Genomic DNA, 22,756 nt, shown 5'->3' with positions numbered 1-22,756 from the left:
TTCAGGCTGTCTGAATACTCAGGCAGCCTTTTGTTGCCATGCATCCGATAAAATATTCTGAGACTGTTTGAACGAAGAGTCATATCGGGTGTGAAGAGAAACATTCAGGAGGTTACTATTTTATGAATCCCAATCATCTGAACGCATATGAAGTCCTGAAGGAAGAAGAGCTTCAGGATATTCATTCAAAAGGATGGCTTCTGAGACACAAAAAAACAGGAGCCAGAGTGATGCTCATCGAGAATAGTGATGAGAATAAGGTTTTTAACATTGCATTCCGTACACCGCCGAAAAACAGCACAGGTGTTGCTCATATACTGGAACACAGCGTACTGTGCGGCTCCAGGGAATTTCCGCTTAAGGATCCTTTTGTGGAGCTGGTAAAAGGTTCTCTTAATACCTTCCTTAATGCCATGACCTATCCGGATAAGACCTGCTACCCGGTAGCAAGCTGCAATGACCGGGATTTCCAGAATCTGATGCATGTATATCTGGATGCAGTATTCTATCCGAATATTTACAAAAAAGAAGAGATCTTCCGTCAGGAAGGCTGGAACTACCATCTGGAGAAAAAAGAAGGCCCGCTGAAATACAACGGTGTCGTTTACAATGAAATGAAGGGTGCTTTTTCCTCACCGGATGATGTTCTGGAGCGAGAGATCATGAATTCGCTGTTCCCGGATACAACCTATGGCTGTGAGTCCGGCGGAGATCCTGTAAATATTCCGGATCTCAGCTATGAGGAATTTCTGGATTTCCACAGACAGTACTATCATCCGTCCAACAGCTTTATCTATCTCTACGGAAACATGGATATGGAGGAGAAGCTGGAATTTCTTGACAGCCATTATCTGTCTGCCTTTGATTCTCTTGCCATTGATTCTGAGATCCGGGATCAGGAAACCTTTGCTCAGGTAAAGGACATTCAGAAGCCTTATCCGGTATCAGAGGATGAGGGAGAAGAGGATAACACCTATCTTTCCTACAATATGGTTGTGGGTGAAGCGGCAGATATCAACCTGAGTCTTGCTTTCGAGGTTCTGGATTATGCTCTCCTGAGCGCACCGGGTGCACCACTGAAGCAGGCACTTCTGGATGCAAAGATCGGCAAAGATATTTACGGCTCCTTTGAGGATGGCATCAAGCAGACTTATTTTTCCATTGTAGCAAAAGGAGCAAACTTAAACCAGAAAGAGGAATTCATAAAGGTGATCCGTGACACTCTCACAAAGATCGCAGAGGAGGGAATTGATAAAAAGGCAGTAACAGCCGGGATCAATTACTACGAATTCCGTTTTCGCGAAGCAGATTTTTCTTCTTATCCGAAGGGACTGATGTATGGCCTGGATATTTTAAGCAGCTGGCTTTATGATGATACGAAGCCGTTCTGCGAGGTGCAGCTTCTGGAGGGCTTTGATTTCCTTAAGAAAGCCCTGGAAGAGGGATATTTTGAGGAGCTGATCCGGAAATATCTTCTGGATAATACTCATGGTGCGATCCTTTCTCTGGTACCGGAGAAGGGCCTTGCGGCAAAGAGAGATAAGGAACTGGAAGAAAAGCTGGAGAATTACAGAAAGAGCCTTTCTGATGAAGAGCTTACCCGGATGGTAGAGCACACCAAAGCGCTGGAGGCTTATCAGGAAGCAGAGGAAGCTCCGGAAGCGCTGACCTGCATCCCTATGCTCTCCAGAGAAGACATCAAAAAAGAGATCACAGGGCTGACAAACGAGGAGCACCACGTAGCTGACAGCCTGTTTCTGTATCATGATGTGTGCACCAATGGTATCGGTTATGCAGACCTTCTTTTTGAAATCCATGACTTTGATGTTGACACAGTCCATTATCTGGGACTTCTGAAATCCGTGCTTGGTGCAGTGGATACGGAGAATTACACTTATGGCGAGCTGTTTAATGAAGTGAATGCGAGAACCGGCGGTATTGCCTATGGAATCGAGGTTTTTGATGATGCTCAGGATACCGATGCATTCCGTGCCATGTTTGCCGTAAGAGGAAAAGCATTATATCCGGAGATGGATTTCATGTTTTCCATGATTCGGGAGGTTCTTACAACTTCGAAGCTGGATGATACCAAACGTCTCTATGAGATCATTGCCAGAGTGAGATCCAGAGCCCAGGCCAGCCTTGCAAGTGCAGGCCATTCCACAGCAGTTCTCCGTGGTGCTTCCTACGCATCTCCGATGGCGGCATTCCAGGATGAGATGGCAGGAATCGGATATTATCAGTTTATCGAAAAACTGGAAAAGGATTTTGACAGCTGCAAGGATGAAATCGTGAAAAATCTCCGTAAGGTGATGGAAGAGGTCCTTCGTCCGGAGAATTTCTGTGTAAGCTATACCGGAGAGAGAGAATCTCTGGATGTAGTAAAAACACAGGCTGCCGGGATCAAAAAAGTCCTGTTTAACGGACAGAAGCCGGAGCCTGTGAAGCAGGCCCCCTGCATAAAGAAAAACGAAGCCTTCAAGACCTCCGGCCAGGTCCAGTATGTGGCACAGAACGGAAACTTCCGCAAAAAAGGCCTGGAGTATACCGGCGCACTGGAAATCCTGAAAGTGATCTTAAGCTACGATTATCTCTGGATCAACCTTCGTGTAAAGGGTGGAGCGTATGGCTGCATGAGCGGCTTTAAGAGAAACGGGGAGAGCTTCCTGGTATCCTACCGTGATCCCCATCTTAAGAGAACCCTGGAAGTATACCAGGGCGTGCCGGATTATATCCGTGCCTTTGAGGCTGATGAGCGTGAGATGACAAAATATATCATCGGAACGATCAGCAACAAGGATGTGCCAAGAACCCCGCAGATGCAGGGAAGTATCTCAAAAACCGCATATTTCTCCAAGGTTACAGAGGATATGCTCCAGAAGGAAAGAAATCAGATCCTCGGAGCGCAGAAGGAGGATATCCAGAAACTGGCAGCTCTTGTAGAAGCAGTACTTTCCGATGATCAGATATGCGTAGTGGGAAGTGAGACTGCAATAGAGAATGCAGAAGATGTATTCATGGAAGTGAAGCCACTGATCGGCTGCTGAGAAACAAAGCCTGCTATCCGTTAAATGGGATAGCAGGCCGTGAAAGAATTATGAGAGGATAAAGAATGGATAACAATTTTAGATCAGGCTTTGTTGCGATCATTGGAAGACCGAATGTTGGAAAATCCACGCTGATGAACCATCTTATCGGACAGAAGATCGCCATCACATCAAACAAGCCACAGACAACCAGAAACAAGATACAGACCGTGTACACCTGTGATAAGGGACAGATCGTATTTCTGGACACACCGGGTATCCACAAGGCAAAAAACAAGCTCGGGGAATACATGGTACAGGTTGCGGAGAGAACCCTGAAGGAAGTAGATGCCATTATGTGGCTGGTGGAGCCGTCCACATTCGTAGGTGCGGGAGAGCGCCACATTGCCGAGCAGCTGCAGAAGGTTGGAGTTCCTGTGATTCTCATCATCAACAAGATCGATACGGTAAAAAAAGAAGAGCTTCTTCCTGCGATCGATACCTACCGTAAGATCTGTGATTTTGCAGAGATCATTCCCTGCTCTGCCCTCCGCGGAAAAAACACACAGGATATCATTCCAAGTATTTTCAAATATCTTCCGTACGGACCGATGTTCTATGATGAGGATACAGTTACCGACCAGCCTCAGCGCCAGATCGCCGCAGAAATCATCCGTGAGAAGGCTCTGCATGCATTGGATGAGGAAATCCCTCACGGGATCGCCGTTGCCATCGACCGTATGAAGAAACGTCCGGGAAGAAGCAACATCATAGATATTGATGCGACCATCATCTGCGAGCGTAATTCCCACAAAGGCATCATCATCGGAAAACAGGGTGCCATGCTGAAAAAGATCGGAAGCAATGCCCGCTATGAGCTGGAGCGTATGCTGGAAGCAAAGGTAAACCTAAAGCTCTGGGTCAAGGTGACTAAGAACTGGAGAGACAGTGATTTCCTGATCAAGAACTTTGGATATGATAAGAAAGAAATCTGAAAATGAGTGATCTGATTACCGTACAGGGAGTGGTACTTTCTGCCATGCCGGTAGGGGATTATGACAAGCGGATCGTCCTTCTCACAAGAGAGAGGGGGAAGATCTCCGCTTTTGCCAAGGGAGCGAGACGACAGAACAGTCCGTTCATGGCAGCAGCTAACCCGTTTGTATTCGGAAGCTTTACTCTTTATGAGGGAAGGACAAGCTATAATCTGAACCAGGTCAGCGTGCAGCATCATTTTGTGGAGCTGGCTACCCGGCAGCCGGGGGTTTATTATGGATATTATTTTCTGGAGCTGGCAGATTATTTTGGCAAAGAGGGAACCGATGAGAAGGAGATGATGAATCTTCTCTATGTGACCATCAAAGCCATTTTGAATCCTCATATAGAAGATCGGCTGGTGCGCTGTATCTATGAACTGCGGACTATGGTGATCCAGGGCGTGATGCCGCAGCTGTTCCAGTGTGCGGGCTGCGGAAGAGAGCTTACGGAGGAAGAAACAGGAGAACTTTTTTTCTCCCAGGACGAGCATGGGATCCTGTGTGCAGACTGCAAAACGATGGCCATGGACAGGAAACGGATCTCAGCGGCTGCCCTGTATGCTATGCGCTACATAGCCGTGTCCCCCTTAGCAAAACTGTATACGTTTACTGTGCGGGATGATGTGCTGCGGGAACTGGAACGCCACATTTACCGGTATACGGAGCTGAATACAGACAAACGATTTAAAAGTCTGGAGATCCTGGAAATGATGAGATAGATCCCTGCCGGCTGCGGAATAACCGTAACGATTTATTTTTCAAAAGCAGGACAGGATGCAATGCATATGGAAATATCCTTGAAAAATCATGAGGATACTAGTATAATAAGACCAAAAATGTAAAAAAGGCAGCTTTTCCGGGGTTTTCCGGACGCATTTGGCGGAACAGCTGCAAGTCAAGAGGAGAGAAATCATGGAAAAGACAATGGAAAAGATAGTAGCTCTTGCAAAAGCCAGAGGATTTGTTTACCCGGGTTCCGAGATCTACGGCGGCCTGGCAAACACATGGGATTATGGAAATCTTGGTGTAGAGCTTAAAAATAACGTAAAACGTGCATGGTGGCAGAAATTCATTCAGGAGTCTCCGTACAATGTAGGTGTTGACTGTGCAATCCTTATGAACCCGCAGACATGGATCGCTTCCGGACATCTTGGCGGATTTTCTGATCCTCTTATGGACTGTAAAGAGTGCCACGAGCGTTTCCGTGCAGATAAGCTCATTGAGGACTTCTGTGCAGAGCATGACATTGCCATTGAGGGAAGTGTAGATGCATGGTCCCAGGAGAAGATGATGGAGTTCATCAAGGAACACGAGGTAGGATGTCCGAGCTGTGGTAAACACAACTTCACAGATATCCGTCAGTTCAACCTGATGTTCAAGACATTCCAGGGTGTTACCGAGGATGCCAAGAATACTGTATATTTAAGACCGGAGACTGCACAGGGTATTTTCGTAAACTTCAAGAACGTACAGAGAACATCCCGTAAAAAGATTCCGTTTGGTATCGGCCAGATCGGTAAATCCTTCCGTAACGAGATCACACCGGGTAACTTCACATTCCGTACCCGTGAGTTCGAGCAGATGGAGCTTGAGTTCTTCTGTGAGCCGGATACAGATCTTGAGTGGTTTGCATACTGGAAGAAGTTCTGCCTTGACTGGCTGAGTGCTCTCGGACTTAAGGATGATGAGGTTCGTTACCGTGACCATGATAAGGAAGAGCTGAGCTTCTACAGCAAGGCTACCACAGATGTGGAATTCCTTTTCCCATTCGGATGGGGTGAGCTCTGGGGAATCGCTGACAGAACAGATTATGACCTGACACAGCATCAGAATGTATCCGGTCAGGATCTCACATACTTTGATGATGAGAAGAAACAGAAATATATCCCATACGTTATCGAGCCGTCACTTGGAGCAGACCGTATGGTACTTGCTTTCCTCTGCAGCGCTTACGATGAGGAAGTTCTGGATGCAGAGAAGAACGATGTCCGTACAGTCCTTCATTTCCATCCGGTACTTGCACCGGTTAAGATCGGTGTGCTTCCGCTTTCCAAGAAGCTTAACGAGGGTGCTGAGAAGATCTACCAGCAGCTTTCCAAGAAGTACAACTGTGAGTACGATGACCGTGGAAACATCGGTAAACGTTACCGCAGACAGGATGAGATCGGTACTCCTTTCTGTATCACTTATGACTTCGAGTCTGAAAATGACGGTGCAGTTACAGTCCGTGACCGTGACACTATGGAGCAGGTACGTGTGAAGATCGATGAGCTTGACGCATACTTTGCTGATAAATTTACATTTTAAGTAAATATATTTTTTAATAAAAAACCTCCGGCTATTTCCTGGCCGGAGGCTTTTTTTCAACAAGTCTGTTTTTCATCCGCCAGTTTCTTGGCGAAATTCCGTATATATTTTTGAAAGCCCGGGAAAAATGCAGCTGATTGGGATATCCGACTGCATTTCCGATATCTGCGATAGACAGGGCTGTGATCTTAAGAAGTTCTGCAGCTTTGGTCATGCGATAGCTGATCAGAAATTCCTGGGGAGAACGTCCGATGGTGTCGTGGAAGATCTTGCCGAAGTAGCTTCGGTTCAGGCCGCAGCAGGCTGCGATATCCTCAATGGAAATATCATTCTGGAAATTCTGTTCAATAAAAGAGAGCGCTTCCTTGATATAAAAATCACGGATACTTCCATCCTGTTTCATGCGGACAGTTTCAGCAGAGCGCATAAAGTAATCCAGAAAAAGCCAGGTATGTCCGATAAGATGGAAGGGTGATTCCTGGGAATTATGGCTGATATAAAGCATTTCCTCCATCATTTTCTGGCGGAGATCTGCAGAGTGGCTGTGATAGACCGGATGGTCCTGACTTAAACCTGCAGTTTCCACGATCTCTTTTGCCCGGAGTCCGTCAAATTCCACCCAGGTGTACTCCCATGGAAAGTCGGTATCTGCAATGTAGGTGTTGATCTGACCGGGAAAAAGCATGAAACCCTGGCCGCTTTTTACCTGATAGGTGATGGTCTCTCCTGCGGAATTGTCTGCCATCAGAGTTCCTGTACCGGAGATCACATAATGAAAAATATAATGGTTTCGTGCGGCCGGGCCGAATGAATGTGCCGGAGTGCAGTGCTCCCAGCCGTATTGATATAGTCCGATATCAACAAAGTTTTCATTTGGAAAAACGGAGAAGAGAAGGTCATTCATATTTTTATCCTTTAGGCGCATGATCTTGTCAGGTTTCAGTAACATTATACATTAAAACAGCAGGGAACTTCAACATATGTATAAAAATGTAATTACAAAGACAGCCTGTAAAATATACAAAAAAGAGAAAAATAATCGATCAAACTTTGTGAGAAAATCAAGTTTCTCGAGAAACCTATTGATTTTCGATAAATCTGGAATATACTAATTTTAGATAAAAGTAGTGATATAGGTATAAAATATATCAAAATGCTAGATGACTTTAATGAAGACAGAGAAAAATTGCATTTTGATATAAAACAAGAAAAACGCTGCTATTTATGCAAGCATAAAGCTATGTTAAAATAGATTTCAGAAAAAAGAAACCAGAGAATAAGTATTGGAGAACCCGGATGGCCATATCAGTTAAATGGGTGATATCCGACTTATCAAATAAAAGGAAAAGGAAGGAGCATTACAAGATGCGCAACAGAAGTAAATGGATCCTCTGTATGGGACTTGCTTTTACCATGGCAGCTTCCGTTACATTGAGCGGATGCGGCACAGGTAAAAAGGACAGCGGAAAGACAGAGATCGAACTTGTGCAGTATAAACCGGAAGCAGTCAAGGCATTTGAAAAGCTGGAAGAAAAATTCAATGCCACTCATGATGATATCCATCTTACCATCGAATCCCCAAACGATGCTATGACTGTGTTGAAGACAAGATTTATCCGTGAGGACAATCCGGATATCATCGGAATCGGAGGCGATGTTAACTTTTCCAATTTTATTGATTCTGATATGCTGATGGATATTTCCGATTATCAGGGACTGGATTCGATCAAAGATGCATATAAAGAAATTGATAAAGCGCTGGAATTCGTTCCGGAAGACGGAGTCTATGCGGTTCCTTACGTGGCCAATGCCGCCGGGATCCTTTACAATCGTGAGCTTTTCAAGGAGCATGGCTGGCAGATCCCGACTACATGGGATGAATTTATGAGCCTTTGCCAGAAAATCCAGGATGCAGGTATCCAGCCGCTTTATTTCGGATTTAAAGATACTTGGACCTGTCTTGCACCGTGGAATTCTATTTCGGTGGATCTTGCACCATCTGATGTATGCCATCAGGTAAACCAAGGAAAAACTACTTTTGAAAAAGAGTATAAGGAAGTAGCAGACCGTATGCTGGAGCTTATCCAGTATGGACCGGATGATCCCTTTGCCTATGATTACAATGGAGCCTGCACCGCTTTTGCAAAAGGGGAAGCTGCCATGTATCCCATCGGAAGCTATGCGATCCCGCAGATCCAGAGTGTAAACCCGGATATGGATATTGATTCTTTTGTGACACCGGCAAGCAATGATCCGTCAGAAAACAAACTGAATTCCGGAGTTGACCTTCAGTTCTGTGTGATGAATGACTGTGAGAATAAGGAAGCTGCCTATGAAGTGCTGGATTTTCTCCTTGAGGATGAAAATGTACAGACATATCTGGATGACCAGAAGGCAGTTCCATGCAAAGAGGGTGATTTCACACTTCCCGCTACTCTGGATGGTATGAAGGAATACATAGAAGAGGGAAGGATGGCCGACTACCAGGATCATTATTATCCTACAGAGATGGCTGTGGATGCACAGATACAGACCTTCCTGATGAAAAAGGATAAAGATGCATTCCTGAAAAAATTTGATACAGACTGGACAAGATATAACCGTGACATTATCCGTAAAGTACAGGACTATGAGGAGAAGAACGGGGAAGGAGAGAACTGATCATGGGAAAAAAATCTATGAGTGGAAGAAAGCTGACCTTTCTTCTGATCACCATTCCGATCGTGGCATTATTTTTCTGCTTTAACACACTGCCTCTGATCAAGGGTGTGATCTACAGCTTTACAAACTTTAAAGGCTATGGAAGCTATGACTGGGTAGGGCTTCGAAACTATAAGGATCTTTTTACAGACAGCCGTGTTGGCGGTTCCTATCTGTTTACCTTTAAGCTGGCCATCGTGGCAACTATCGTAACGAATGTACTCAGCCTGATCCTGGCACTTGGACTGAACAGCAAGATCCGTTTCAAGAGTGCACTGCGTGGAGCTTATTTTATTCCTAATGTACTTGGCGCACTGGTCGTAGGATATATTTTCAATTATTTCTTTACATATATCCTGCCTGCATTCGGAAAGATGGTCGGAAATAAAACATTGTCTTCCAGCATGCTTTCCAGTACGAGCCTTGCATGGGTAGCCATCGTGATCGTGTGTGCATGGCAGTCCATTGCAATGAATACGATCATCTATATTTCCGGGCTTCAGACAGTGCCGGAGGATGTATACGAGGCAGGAGCTATTGATGGTGCTACCGGATTCAGTAAGTTCCGTTACCTGACATTCCCACTGATCGTTCCGTTTTTCAGTATCAACATGGTTCTCTGTGTGAAAAACTTCCTGATGGTATTTGATCAGATCATGGCTTTGACAAAAGGTGGTCCTGCACAGAGTACAGAATCCATTTCCTATCTGATCTATAACAATGGTATGAGTGGCGGTCAGTTTGGATTCCAGAGTGCCAATGCGGTTATATTCTTTATTGTGATCGTGATCATTTCTGCAATGCAGTTGACTATCACAGGGAAAAAGGAGGAGCAGCTGTAATGAAAACGAAAGTAAGGGAAAAAGCGAACTGGCCGGTAACGATCCTTCTGATCCTTGGCCTTATCACAGTGGTATTTCCGCTTTATATGACAATTGTGATCGCATTCAAGCAGCCGACAGAGATGACCAACAGTGTAGCCGGGATCCTGTCTCTGCCGCAGAAATTCAGTCTTGCCAATTTCAGGGAAGCTATGGAGGTAACAGACTTCTGGCATTCTCTTGGAAACAGTGTATTGATCACTGTGATCACAGTGGTTCTTGCTATTGTAATTCATTCACTTTTAGGTTATGCTATAGCCAGAAACAAGAGAAGTAAATTTTATAAATTTATCTATCTCTATGTAGTGAGCGGTATGTTTGTTCCGTTTGCTATCCTGATGATGCCGCTTGTAAAGCAGACTGCTGAGATGGGGCTTGATAACAAAGTCGGTGTGATCATTCTTTATACGGTATTTTATATGCCTATGAACGTGCTTCTTTATTCCGGATATCTGACAAACATTCCGATGGCCCTTGAGGAGGCCGCCTGTGTGGATGGAGCCAGCACCTGGAAAACATACTGGAAGATCATCTTTCCGATCATGAAGCCGATGCATGCCACAGTGGCAGTTCTGACAGCGCTTGGAACTTGGAATGATGTTATGACTCCGCTGGTTATCATGTCCGGATCTACAGGTGGAACCACATTGCCTCTGGCACAGCTGAATTTCCAGACTCAGTTCGGAACAAACTATAACCTTGCGTTTGCCTCTTATCTGCTGGCACTGCTTCCGATCCTTCTGTTTTATCTGATCTGCCAGAAGCACATTTTAAATGGTGTTGTAAACGGTGCCGTAAAATAAAAACACAAGAAAAAGGAGGATTCACATATGGGAATCATCTACTGCGAGAAAGACAGAACGTTTACCCTGCAGACAAAAGAAACTACATATCAGATGCAGGTGGATCAGTACGGATTTCTTCTTCATCTCTATTATGGTAAAAAGGCAGAAGGCTGCATGGATTATCTTCTGACTTACTATGACAGAGGATTTTCCGGAAATCCCTATGATGCGGGAACAGACAGAACCTATTCCATGGACTCTCTTCCACAGGAGCTTTCCTGCTACGGAAACGGAGATTTCCGCAGTGCATCACTGATGCTGGAAAACGGTGACGGAAGCATGAGCTGTGATATGCGTTACAAGAACTATACTATCCGTGACGGTAAATACAGCCTTCCGGGGCTTCCGGCTGTTTATGCGGAGAACGATGAGGCACAGACTCTGGAGATCGTACTGGAGGATCCGGCTACCGGCGTGGAGGCCATGCTTCTTTACGGTGTACTTCCGGAACTGGATATCATTACGAGAAGCGTCTATGTCCGTAATCAGAGCAGTGAGAAGATCTATGTGAATAAGGTGATGTCCGCAGAACTGGATTTTCTTTACGGAGATTATGACCTGCTTACTTTTTACGGAAGACATGCCATGGAACGGAATCTGCAGAGGGTTCCGGTAGCACACGGAAGTCAGATGATCGGCAGTGTCCGTGGTACATCCAGCCATCAGTATAATCCGATGATGATCCTGGCAGAAAAGGACACTACAGAGGATCATGGAGGTTGCTATGCTATGTCCTTTGTATACAGTGGAAATTTCCAGGGTGAGGTTCTGAAGGATCAGTACAATCAGACAAGAATGCTCCTTGGTGTACAGGAGGAGTGCTTCCGGTATCCGCTGGAAGCCGGGGAGACCTTCTATGCGCCTGAGGTGATCTTAAGCTACACAGATCAGGGAATGAACCGTCTTTCCCAGAATCTGCACAGCTGCATCCGTCACCATATCTGCCGCGGCAAATATAAAACAGCGATTCGTCCGGTACTGGTAAACAGCTGGGAGGCAGCATATTTTGATTTTACAGGGGAGACTTTATATAATCTGGCAAAAGAGGCAAAGAGCCTTGGTATCGATATGCTGGTTCTGGATGACGGTTGGTTTGGAAAACGTGACGATGACAACAGTGGTCTTGGGGACTGGTATGTTAATGAGAAGAAGCTTGGAGAGACTCTCGGCGGACTGGTAAAAAGAGTCAATGACCTCGGAGTGAAATTCGGTATCTGGGTCGAGCCGGAGATGATCTCTGAGGACAGTGATCTTTACCGCGAGCATCCGGACTGGGCACTTACGATTCCGGGAAGAAAACCAGTGAGGTCCAGAAATCAGCTGGTACTTGATTTTTCCAGAAAAGAAGTTGTAGATGGAATCTTCGGACAGATCAGTGCGGTATTGGATAATGCCAATATTGAGTACGTTAAATGGGACATGAATCGAAGCCTGATGGATGTATTTTCCGTAATGACCAAGGATCAGGGACGTGTAATGTATGATTATGTCCTGGGATTGTACGATTTTCTGGACCGTATGGTGAACCGTTATCCGGATCTTCTGATCGAGGGCTGCAGCGGCGGTGGCGGAAGATTTGACGCAGGCATGCTGTATTACACACCGCAGATCTGGTGCAGCGACAACTCTGATGCTGTTGACAGGCTTCGAATCCAGTATGGCACTTCCTTCGGATATCCGGTATCGGCCATGGGAGCACATGTGTCTGCAGTGCCGAACCATCAGACAGGAAGGATCACTCCGTTACATACCAGAGGTGTGGTTGCCATGTCCGGAACCTTCGGCTACGAGCTGGATCTTCTGAAGCTGACTGAGGAAGAAAAAGACGAGGTCCGCAGCCAGATCGGGGAATTCCGTAAGTATGCGCCACTGATCCAGAACGGACGATACTATCGCCTGACAGATCCGTTTAAGAGTGAGATCTGTGCATGGGAGATCGTTGGAAATTCTCAGGAAGAAGTTCTGCTCAATGTTGTCATGGAGGAGATCCATGGAAACATGACTGTGAATTATGTGCAGCTTCGCGGACTTGATGAGAGTGCTCTGTATAAGGAACAGGCTACCGGCAGGATCTATTCCGGAGCTGCTCTGATGCATGGTGGAATGCCGCTTCCAGCAGAGTTTGGGGAGTACAGAGCTTATCAGTATCATTTTGTGCGAGAATAAAACAGAGCCTTTTTAATCTGTGAAATAAAGATAAAATAAAAGATCCGCCGGATCGAACAGTTCTCTGATAACTGTCTGATCGGCGGATTTTTTGATCGTTTGTGATGAAATATTATGTATTCTGAGAATTATAAGATCAGTGGACGGTAATCTGATAGCTTTTAATAAACTCTTCATCCGGTTTCAGAACGTTGATATTATTTTTTTCAGAGAGCGATTTTTCAAAACCACAGTCATCACAGCGTCCCATCCACGGCTCCAGGCATACAAAGGGAGCACCGGGTACGGACCAGATACCGAAATTCGGGAAGCCCTCACTGGTAAGTGTCAGATATGGAGTTCCGTCCGGGAAGAGGATACCGGCCTTTTGGATCTGGCCGTTATCAAAAACAAGAGCGTCTTTATCAAACATATGAGGAGCAATGGAACAGGTTCCGTTTTCAAGGGAAAGTGTATGTGGCTCGTCAGCAATGACTGTTCCTGCAGACGTATCGATGAGGAGATAGGTAAGAACGTCCAGGCCTTCAAAAGCAAGACGGTAATCGCTCTGGGATTCTCCTTCACGTACCGGAACACGGAATGCCGGATGGCCGCCGATGGTAAAATACATAGTTTCAGAATCATTATTAACTACTTCCCAGCATACGTCCAGGTCATGCTCCTTCAGAGTGTAGGTGATCTTCAGAGCGAAAGCAAACGGATAAACCTTCAGGGTTTCTTCGGAGGACTTAAGGACAAAGGAAAGGGAAGTATCGGTAATATCCGTGCAGATAAAATCGCTGTCCCTTGCAAAGCCGTGCTGTCTGGAAGGATATTCCTTTCCGTTCAGACGCCAGATATCTTTGTAGTTACGTCCCACGTTGGGAAAAAGTACAGGCGCATGGCGTTTCCAGTAAGCCGGATCTGCCTGCCAGAGGATCTCCCTGTCATTAGTCTTGTCATAGATTCCGGTGAGTTCAGCACCGTGGTCGGAAACGGAAATCTTAAGAAAGCTGTTTTCAATCGTTCGTGTCATGATAAACCTCCTGTATGACAGCATTCGGGTAATATTACCCCGGAATTGCTGCATGTTTTTTTCTATTTTAGCACATTTTACAGACGATAACGAGAAAAATACGATCCATGGAAAAAATAACTGGAAAATCTGTCAGATTTACCAAGAGAAATTGCTGTTTTTTGGAAGAATAACCTTGACTAATGAAGGAGAAATCTATACAATAATTATGTGCGTAGAAAACATACATTTTTATGTTTTAAAGAACAATAATTAGGAGGAAAATGTAAAATGGCAAAATGGGTTTACATGTTTACAGAAGGTAATGCTACTATGAGAAATCTTCTGGGCGGCAAAGGTGCCAACCTTGCTGAGATGACAAACCTCGGTCTTCCTGTACCGCAGGGCTTCACAATCACAACAGAGGCCTGCACACAGTACTACGAGGATGGCAGATCCATCAATGATGAGATCATGGCTCAGATCATGGAAGCAATTACCAAGATGGAAGGAGTTACCGGTAAGAAATTCGGTGACAAAGAAAATCCTCTGCTTGTATCCGTTCGTTCTGGTGCGAGAGCATCTATGCCTGGTATGATGGACACAATCCTCAACCTTGGTTTAAATGAAGAAGTTGTTAACACTCTTGCTGAGAAATCCGGCAATGAGCGTTGGGCTTGGGACTGCTACAGAAGATTCATCCAGATGTATTCTGACGTAGTTATGGAAGTTGGTAAGAAATACTTCGAGGAGCTCATCGATGAGATGAAGACTAAGAGAGGTGTTAAGCAGGACGTTGAGCTTACAGCTGCTGACCTGCATGAGCTTGCTGACCAGTTCAAAGCTGAGTATAAATCCAAAATCGGTTCTGATTTCCCAACTGATCCGAAGGAGCAGCTGGTTGGTGCGATCAAAGCCGTATTCCGTTCCTGGGACAACCCACGTGCGAACGTATATCGTCGTGACAATGATATCCCATATTCCTGGGGTACAGCTGTTAACGTACAGATGATGGCATTCGGTAACATGGGTGATGACTGTGGTACAGGTGTTGCCTTCACACGTGACCCTGCTACAGGTGCTAACGGCCTGTTCGGTGAGTTCCTTACTAATGCACAGGGCGAGGACGTAGTTGCCGGTGTTCGTACACCAATGCACATCTCCGAGATGGAGCAGAAGTTCCCGGAAGCATTCGTACAGTTCAAACAGGTTTGCGAGACTCTGGAGAAACACTACAGAGATATGCAGGATATGGAGTTTACTGTAGAGCATGGTAAACTGTATATGCTTCAGACACGTAATGGTAAGAGAACTGCACAGGCTGCTCTTAAGATCGCTTGTGACCTCGTTGATGAGGGAATGAGATCTGAGGAAGAGGCTGTTGCAATGATCGATCCTCGTAACCTTGATACCCTTCTTCATCCGCAGTTCGATGCAGCTGCTCTTAAGGCTGCTACACCGATGGGCAAAGGCCTTGGCGCTTCTCCTGGAGCTGCTTGCGGTAAAGTTGTATTCACAGCAGAGGATGCTGTTGAGTGGGCTGCAAGAGGAGAGAAGGTTGTTCTTGTTCGTCTTGAGACATCCCCAGAGGATATCACAGGTATGAAAGCTGCTCAGGGTATCCTGACAGTTCGTGGTGGTATGACATCTCACGCAGCTGTAGTTGCTCGTGGAATGGGATCCTGCTGTGTATCCGGATGCGGTGACATCGCTATGGACGAGGAGAATAAGAAATTCACACTTGCTGGTAAAGAGTTCCATGAGGGAGATGCAATCTCCATCGATGGTACAACAGGTAACATCTATGACGGACTTATCCCGACTGTAGATGCTCAGATCGCTGGTGAGTTCGGACGTATCATGGGATGGGCTGACAAGTACAGAACAATGAAAGTTCGTACAAATGCTGATACTCCTGCTGATGCTAAGAAAGCTCGTGAGCTTGGTGCAGAGGGAATCGGTCTTTGCCGTACAGAGCATATGTTCTTCGAGGGCAACAGAATCGACGCATTCCGTGAGATGATCTGCTCTGAGACAGTAGAGGAGAGAGAAGCAGCACTTGCTAAGATCCTTCCGGAGCAGCAGGGAGACTTCGAGAAACTCTATGAGGCACTTGAAGGAAATCCTGTAACCATCCGTTTCCTTGATCCGCCACTTCATGAGTTCGTTCCTACAGAGGAAGAGGACATCAAGAAACTGGCTGACGCTCAGGGCAAGACTGTAGAGCAGATCAAGACAATCATCGCTTCCCTTCACGAGTTCAACCCGATGATGGGACATCGTGGATGCCGTCTTGCTGTTACTTACCCAGAGATCGCTAAGATGCAGACAAGCGCTGTTATCCGTGCAGCTATCAACGTTAAGAAGAATCATCCGGATTGGAACATCAAACCGGAGATCATGATTCCGCTTGTTGGTGACATTAAAGAGCTTAAATACGTTAAGAAATTCGTTGTAGAGACAGCAGACGCTGAGATCAAAGCAGCTGGTTCTGACCTTGAGTACGAGGTTGGTACTATGATCGAGATCCCGAGAGCAGCTCTTACAGCTGATGATATCGCTAAAGAGGCTGACTTCTTCTGCTTCGGTACAAACGACCTTACACAGATGACATACGGATTCTCCCGTGATGACGCTGGTAAGTTCCTTAACGCATACTATGATGCTAAGATCTTCGAGAACGATCCATTCGCTAAGCTTGACCAGACAGGTGTCGGCAAACTTATGAAGATGGCTATCGAGCTTGGAAAACCGGTTAACCCGAAACTTCACGTAGGTATCTGCGGTGAGCACGGCGGAGATCCGTCTTCCGTAGAGTTCTGCAACGAGATCGGACTTGACTATGTATCCTGCTCACCGTTCCGTGTACCGATCGCTCGTCTTGCAGCAGCACAGGCAGCAATCGCTAAGAAGAACGCATAAGTAAGAATACATTTCAGGCTGAAATTTCAGTCTGAGCATATATAAAACTTCTGGCAGTCTGTAGAAATACAGATTGTCAGGAGTTTTTTTCTTTATGATATTTTTTGAAGTATTCCGACGGTTTACGAAAAATAGGATTCATGGTATCATGAAAGAAACAGGGCAGAGAATGCCAGAGGATAAGGAGAATTTTATGAACCAGGAATCACAGACACCACATAAGAGGCGGGTACGATATAAAGGAAAATATCCGAAGAAATTTGAGGAGAAATATAAAGAGCTTCAGCCTGAGAAATATAAAGATACCATTGAACATGTGATCAGCAAGGGGAATACACCGGCTGGAATGCATATTTCCATTATGGTGAAAGAGATCATTGATTTTCTGGAGATTAAGCCGGGGCAGGTTGGATTTGATGCTACACTTGGTTACGGTGGGCATACAAAGGCCATGCTGGAATGCCTGAAAGGTCAGGGACACATGTACGCTACGGATGTGGACCCGGAAGAATCTGCCAAGACAAGGAAACGTCTGGCAGAACAGGGATTCGGAGAAGATATCCTGACAATTAAACTCCAGAATTTCTGTACTATTGATGAGATCGCAGAGGAAGTTGGTGGCTTTGATTTTATCCTGGCGGATCTTGGGGTGTCTTCCATGCAGATCGACAATCCCAAGAGAGGGTTTTCCTTTAAGGTGGATGGTCCTCTGGATTTAAGGCTGAACCAGGAAACCGGGATCAGCGCAGCGGAACGGCTGGATACCATTTCGAGAGAAGAGCTTGCCGGAATGTTGGATGAGAATTCCGATGAGCCGTATTGTGAGGAGATCGCGAAGGCCATCACAGATGAGATCCGAAGAGGAAACCACATAGATACTACTACGAAGCTTCGTGAAGTCATTGAGAAGACATTGTCTTTCCTTCCTGAAAAAGAGAGGAAAGACACGGTGAAAAAAACATGCCAGAGAGTTTTCCAGGCACTGCGTATTGATGTGAACCGGGAATTCGAGGTCCTCTATGATTTTATGGAAAAACTTCCTGGAGCGCTGAAGCCAGGCGGCCGTGTAGCGATCCTTACCTTCCATTCCGGAGAGGACAAGCTGGTAAAGAAAGCCTTAAAGCAGGGCTATAAAGACGGCATCTATTCCGACTATTCAAAAGATGTGATCCGTCCTTCCGCACAGGAATGTGCACAGAATGGCCGCGCCAGATCCACGAAGATGCGCTGGGCTGTGAAGGCCTGAGTGAAGAGTGAAAGAGCAGTTCTGATACAGAAACAGAAAAATCCTGGAATGCGTTGACATCCGGGATTTTTTTTGCTATGTTATATAAGTTTACATATGATAAAGCTGCGGCTTAAACTGAATAGGAGAAAGGATATGGATGTGGAGGAAAAGAAGGACATTTTTGATAAACTGATGCATCTTCCGGTGCTGAATATATTTGAACCTTTTTATAAGAAACATAAGGAAGTTCTGATGTATCTGTTCTTTGGAGGGCTCACATTTTTTCTGAACATTGCGTTGTATGCATGGCTGGATAAGGGGCTGGGTATGAATGCGCTGATCGCCAATGTGATTTGTTGGGTGGTCTGTGTATTGTTCCAGTATTTTACAAACAGGACATGGGTATTCGACGGGCAGGTGGATTCTGCTGCCGGATTTTTAAAGCAGATGGCTTCGTTTTTCGGAGGCCGGCTCTTTACGCTGGTTGTGGAGGAAGCAATCCTTGCGGTATTTATCACCTGGCTTGGATTTAACAGCATGGCAGTGAAGCTTGTCGCTCAGGTGGTCGTGATCGTATTGAATTATGTGATCAGTAAATTAATTGTTTTTAAAAAATAAAAGATATTTATATTTGCAGGAAAGGAGTTGAACTGAAATTGACAAAGGACAAGACAAATGATATGACTGTAGGGAATCCGGTGAGCCTGATCATCCGGTTTATGATTCCCATGTGCCTTGGAAATATTTTTCAGCAGTTTTATAATATTGCGGATTCCATTGTTGCGGGTCAGTTCCTGGGAGTAGATGCGCTGGCTGCGATCGGAAGCACCGGTTCACTGATGTTTTTTGTTACCGGATGGCTTAACGGACTGAGCAGTGGTTTTGCCATTCTGGTATCCCAGTGGTTCGGGGCGAAGCAATATGATAAGATGCGTCATTACGTAGCTATGTCCATCTGTTTGGCAGCAGCCTTTGCCATTGTGATGACCATTGGCTTTGAGGCTTTGAATGAACCGATCCTACGACTGATGAATTCGCCGGAGGATCTGATGGGATCTGTGAAGGGATATATGGGAATTATTTATGCAGGCCTGATCGTAACAGCGGCATATAATTCACTGGCAGCGTTTCTCCGCGCACTTGGAGATTCAAAATCTCCGCTGTATTTTCTGATCATTTCGGCAGTGATCAATGTGTTCCTGGATATTCTTTTTATTGTAAAAATCGGAATGGGAGTGGAAGGCTGTGCTTATGCTACGGTTATCGCACAGGCAATTTCCGCAGTCTGCTGCCTGATCTATATTATCAAAAAGTTCCCGATCCTGCATCTGAAGAAAGAAAACTTTGAAATTTCTTTTACCAGCTTCCGTTATCTGCTGGCCCTTGGTATTCCCATGGGACTTCAGTTTTCCATCACAGCGATCGGAACCATTATTGTACAGGGTGCTGTAAATATTTACGGTTCTGTATACATGGCAGGATTTTCCGCTGCGGGAAAACTACAGAATATCATTGTAACTGTATTTGTAGCTTTTGGTGCGACGATGGCAACCTTTGTAGGACAGAACCGTGGCGCCGGAAAGATGGACCGTGTAAAAGAAGGAATGAAATATACCCAGATCATGGTCTTGATCTGGAGTGTGATCACTATGATCATAATGTTCTTTTTCGGAAAGTACATGACCTGGTTATTTATTGACAAGTCCCAGACAGATGTTATTAATGTTTCTGTTACTTATTTTCATACTGTATTCTGGGCATATCCGTTCCTTGGAAGTATCTTCCTTTACAGAAACGGCCTTCAGGGACTGGGATATGGCCTGGTTCCCATGCTGGGCGGTGTGTTTGAACTGGTGGCAAGAAGTGCGATCGTTATGTTTGTTGCAGGAAAAACAAGTTTTGCCGGTGTATGTCTGGCGGATCCTGCTGCATGGATCGCGGCACTGATCCCGCTGATTCCGTATTATATTTATGTGATGAAAAAGTGGAGCAGGGGAAAAAAGGAAACTGTTGCCTGAGTGGGCATAATACAGAAAATGAAAAGAATAAATTTAGGCTTGCAATTATGGAAGATACAGTTATAATGATATTATAACTGCGGAAAAAAACCAGGAAACCGGGATTCCGGGTAAGATTACAGATCCAGAAGGGAGAATATAGATCATGGAAATCACAAAGGAAACAACAATGGGCGAGATGCTTGCATACGATGAGAAGATTGCATACATTCTTATGCAGGAAGGAATGCACTGCATCGGCTGTCCGTCTTCTATCGGTGAGTCTCTTGAGGAGGCATGTATGGTACACGGACTTGATGTAAACGCTGTACTGGCAGACATCCATCACTATGAAGAGACCAAGAACCAGAAATAAATAACAGAAACGTACAGATTACGGACCGTAAGGGATAACGACTGTGCATGTTTTTTTGACATGCCGTTGTTATCCCTTATTTTTTTTACACGTTTTATACGGAAAAGCGGAGGAAAACACCATGTATGTAATGATCGACAATTTTGATTCGTTTGTTTATAATCTAAAAGCGTATTTTGAGGAACTGGGGCGTGAGATCCTTGTAAAGCGCTGCGACGAGATCACCCTGGAAGAACTGGAGGAACTGAAGCCGGAAGGAATCATTCTTTCTCCGGGCCCCAAACGCCCCTGGGACGCAGCCCTTTGTGTGGAAACCGTAAACAGATTTCAGGGAAGGGTTCCGATCTTAGGAGTCTGTCTGGGACATCAGGTGTTGGGACACTGCGCAGGTGCGGTGGTAGAAAAGGGAAAACGTCCCATGCACGGAAAGGTGACAGAGATTCGCAACTATGGAACCGGAGTGTTTGCCGGTCTGCCGGAAGAATTTAAAGTGACAAGATACCATTCCCTGATTGTCCGTGGAGAAAGTCTTCCGGAAGAATATCAGGTAGATGCAGTTTCCAAAGACGGGGCAGTGATGGGAATTTCCCACAAAATCCTTCCGTTATACGGGGTACAGTTTCATCCGGAAGCAGTCCTTACGGAATACGGTCATGAGCTTCTTGAGAATTTCTGCAAAATCGCGGAAAGATTTCAGCAGGAGCAGGAAAGGGTAGCTATAGAAAAAACAGCCTGAGCAGAGAAAATACGGGAAATAAATAGGAGCTTGAACATGTACAGAGATCATCGTATCATAAAGAAACTGGACACATATATTCCGGCAGCAGAGATCTTCCGGATCTACGAAAAGGAACTGGGAGCCGCTTTTCTGGATTCTTCCCTTGTTAACGATCTGGGACGGTATTCCGTGATCGGAAGATGTCCGTATCTGAAGCTGGTAAAGGACGGAGAGACCTTTACTATCAATGGAAGACCGGAAACAGAGACAACCTTTGAAGACTATATGCGGGAATATTTGAATACCCATGAGGACAAAAATAACAGCGGACTTCCCATCGTATCCGGAGCAGTAGGGTATTTTTCCTATGATTACGGAAGAAAACAGATGGGAGTACCATCCGGAGAAAAGGAGCTTGTGACCGTTCCGGAGGCAGTTCTGACGTTTTATGACTGTTTTATTGTAGAAGACTGTCAGGAAAAAAGAACTTATCTTGTGTCAAATGGAATCAGTGAAGACGCTGCAGCAGAAATCGGAGCGATGGAAAAAGCAATCCGGGAATTTACAGAGGCGGGGAAAAAGGAAGGATCGGAAACAGGAGAAAAAAAGGAATCCGGAAACAGTATGGTCACGGAAAATTCTCACCGTGAGAAATTCAGGATCCAGGTTCATCCCAATTTTGAAAAAGAAGAATACAAACAGGCAGTAAACCGGATGATCCGGTATATTATAGAGGGTGATATCTATATTGCCAACATGACGCAGCAGCTGACTATTGAAAGCGAAAAACCGCCTCTGGATGTTTTTTATGATCTTCGAAAAAATAATCCGTCTCCTTTCGGCGGATATCTGGATTTCGGAGACTATCAGATCGTCTGTGCCTCTCCGGAACGTTTTCTGAAGATGAAAGACCGTCATGTAAATACTCGTCCTATAAAGGGAACAAGAAAACGTGGCGTAACATCTGAGGAAGATGAAATGCTCCGTCGGGAGCTTCAGGATTCAGGAAAAGATAAGAGTGAACTTCTTATGATCGTAGATCTGGAGCGAAATGATCTGAACCGGGTGTGTACACCGGGAAGCGTGAAGGTAACCGAGCTTTTTACAGTGGAAGCATACGCTACGGTTTTTCATCTGGTATCGGATATTGAAGGAAAACTGGAAGACGGAAAAAATGTTATGGATCTTCTGGAGGCTGCATTCCCCGGCGGTTCTATTACCGGTGCGCCGAAATATCGTGCCATGGAGATCATTGACGAGCTGGAACACGGCAAGCGAAATCTTTATACAGGCTCTATCGGCTATCTGACCCTGGATGGAAGCTGCGATTTCAACATCGTGATTCGTACAGCTCTTCATAAAAACGGAAAATATCACCTTGGCGTCGGCGGCGGGATCACAGCAGAGTCAGATCTGGAATTTGAGTACGAGGAAACACTGCAGAAGGCGAAAGCGATCCTGGATGCGCTACAGTAGAGAAACATACAGAACGGTAAAAGTAAAAGGCTCTGTAGAAAGATCAGAGAATCTGACAAGGATACTTCATAAGGAGGGAGGTC

The 22,756-nt window shown here is 45.4% G+C and carries 17 protein-coding genes; 15 read left to right on the top strand and 2 right to left on the bottom strand.

The annotated features are described in order from the left end of the window. The first annotated feature begins 122 nt into the window (after positions 1-122). The 4 genes from EYS05_RS00345 to EYS05_RS00330 all read left to right on the top strand — a co-directional run bounded on the left by EYS05_RS00345 (position 123) and on the right by EYS05_RS00330 (position 6,370). Complete coding sequence (locus EYS05_RS00345; RefSeq protein WP_138276322.1) at positions 123-3,047, top strand: insulinase family protein; 2,925 nt, start codon at positions 123-125, stop codon at positions 3,045-3,047. 65 nt (positions 3,048-3,112) lie between these two features. Continuing rightward, on the top strand, positions 3,113-4,021 hold the full coding sequence (era, locus tag EYS05_RS00340) for a GTPase Era (protein ID WP_138276321.1): 909 nt from the start codon (positions 3,113-3,115) through the stop codon (positions 4,019-4,021). Positions 4,022-4,023: 2 nt separating this feature from the next. Continuing rightward, positions 4,024-4,782, top strand: coding sequence for a DNA repair protein RecO (gene recO, locus EYS05_RS00335; protein ID WP_118625427.1), 759 nt, complete (start codon positions 4,024-4,026; stop codon positions 4,780-4,782). A gap of 193 nt (positions 4,783-4,975) precedes the next feature. Then, the gene (locus EYS05_RS00330) at positions 4,976-6,370 is read left to right on the top strand and encodes a glycine--tRNA ligase (protein WP_118625429.1); all 1,395 of its coding nucleotides are present in this window, start codon (positions 4,976-4,978) and stop codon (positions 6,368-6,370) included. A gap of 31 nt (positions 6,371-6,401) precedes the next feature. Here the strand turns inward: EYS05_RS00330 and EYS05_RS00325 are convergent, their stop codons facing one another. Then, positions 6,402-7,274 (bottom strand): AraC family transcriptional regulator, encoded by an 873-nt coding sequence (locus EYS05_RS00325; protein ID WP_118513633.1) that lies wholly within the window; start codon positions 7,272-7,274, stop codon positions 6,402-6,404. Positions 7,275-7,735: 461 nt separating this feature from the next. Here EYS05_RS00325 and EYS05_RS00320 point away from each other — a divergent pair, with 461 nt between their 5' ends. From EYS05_RS00320 to EYS05_RS00305, 4 genes are read left to right on the top strand one after another with little or no spacing between them, the layout of a single operon-like run. Then, positions 7,736-9,031: an ABC transporter substrate-binding protein gene (locus tag EYS05_RS00320; protein WP_118626339.1), complete on the top strand. Its 1,296-nt coding sequence runs from the start codon at positions 7,736-7,738 to the stop codon at positions 9,029-9,031. Between the two features lie 2 nt (positions 9,032-9,033). Further along, entirely contained in the window at positions 9,034-9,912 is an 879-nt protein-coding gene (locus EYS05_RS00315) for a carbohydrate ABC transporter permease (protein WP_021651005.1), read from the top strand. Next, the gene (locus EYS05_RS00310) at positions 9,912-10,754 is read left to right on the top strand and encodes a carbohydrate ABC transporter permease (protein WP_118626343.1); all 843 of its coding nucleotides are present in this window, start codon (positions 9,912-9,914) and stop codon (positions 10,752-10,754) included. The genes EYS05_RS00315 and EYS05_RS00310 overlap by 1 nt, the downstream gene beginning before the upstream one ends. A 27-nt stretch (positions 10,755-10,781) precedes the next feature. Next, on the top strand, positions 10,782-12,962 hold the full coding sequence (locus tag EYS05_RS00305) for an alpha-galactosidase (protein WP_118626345.1): 2,181 nt from the start codon (positions 10,782-10,784) through the stop codon (positions 12,960-12,962). A 136-nt stretch (positions 12,963-13,098) separates the two neighbouring features. Here the strand turns inward: EYS05_RS00305 and EYS05_RS00300 are convergent, their stop codons facing one another. Further along, the gene (locus EYS05_RS00300; RefSeq protein WP_118513625.1) at positions 13,099-13,977 is read right to left on the bottom strand and encodes an aldose 1-epimerase family protein; all 879 of its coding nucleotides are present in this window, start codon (positions 13,975-13,977) and stop codon (positions 13,099-13,101) included. A 270-nt stretch (positions 13,978-14,247) separates the two neighbouring features. Between EYS05_RS00300 and ppdK the strand changes: the two genes are divergently transcribed. From ppdK to pabB, 7 genes are all read left to right on the top strand, one after another. Next, positions 14,248-16,878: a pyruvate, phosphate dikinase gene (gene ppdK, locus EYS05_RS00295; RefSeq protein WP_138276320.1), complete on the top strand. Its 2,631-nt coding sequence runs from the start codon at positions 14,248-14,250 to the stop codon at positions 16,876-16,878. Between the two features lie 193 nt (positions 16,879-17,071). Beyond that, positions 17,072-18,124: a 16S rRNA (cytosine(1402)-N(4))-methyltransferase RsmH gene (gene rsmH, locus EYS05_RS00290; protein WP_118626405.1), complete on the top strand. Its 1,053-nt coding sequence runs from the start codon at positions 17,072-17,074 to the stop codon at positions 18,122-18,124. A 135-nt stretch (positions 18,125-18,259) separates the two neighbouring features. Beyond that, a complete protein-coding gene (locus EYS05_RS00285; protein WP_138276319.1) occupies positions 18,260-18,724 on the top strand; it encodes a GtrA family protein in 465 nt (154 codons plus the stop codon). Positions 18,725-18,786: 62 nt separating this feature from the next. Then, on the top strand, positions 18,787-20,124 hold the full coding sequence (locus tag EYS05_RS00280) for an MATE family efflux transporter (RefSeq protein ID WP_174235855.1): 1,338 nt from the start codon (positions 18,787-18,789) through the stop codon (positions 20,122-20,124). Positions 20,125-20,269: 145 nt separating this feature from the next. Further along, entirely contained in the window at positions 20,270-20,479 is a 210-nt protein-coding gene (locus EYS05_RS00275) for a DUF1858 domain-containing protein (RefSeq protein ID WP_173738677.1), read from the top strand. A gap of 121 nt (positions 20,480-20,600) precedes the next feature. Next, positions 20,601-21,215 carry an anthranilate synthase component II gene (locus tag EYS05_RS00270; protein ID WP_118626349.1) on the top strand — a complete coding sequence of 205 codons (615 nt, stop codon included), beginning with the start codon at positions 20,601-20,603 and terminating at the stop codon, positions 21,213-21,215. Between the two features lie 36 nt (positions 21,216-21,251). After that, on the top strand, positions 21,252-22,673 hold the full coding sequence (gene pabB, locus EYS05_RS00265; protein ID WP_138276318.1) for an aminodeoxychorismate synthase component I: 1,422 nt from the start codon (positions 21,252-21,254) through the stop codon (positions 22,671-22,673). The last annotated feature ends 83 nt before the right edge of the window (positions 22,674-22,756 follow it).

This window comes from Blautia sp. SC05B48 (assembly GCF_005848555.1).
GTDB lineage: Bacteria > Bacillota > Clostridia > Lachnospirales > Lachnospiraceae > Blautia_A.
This window is presented reverse-complemented; position numbering and strand designations above follow the sequence as displayed.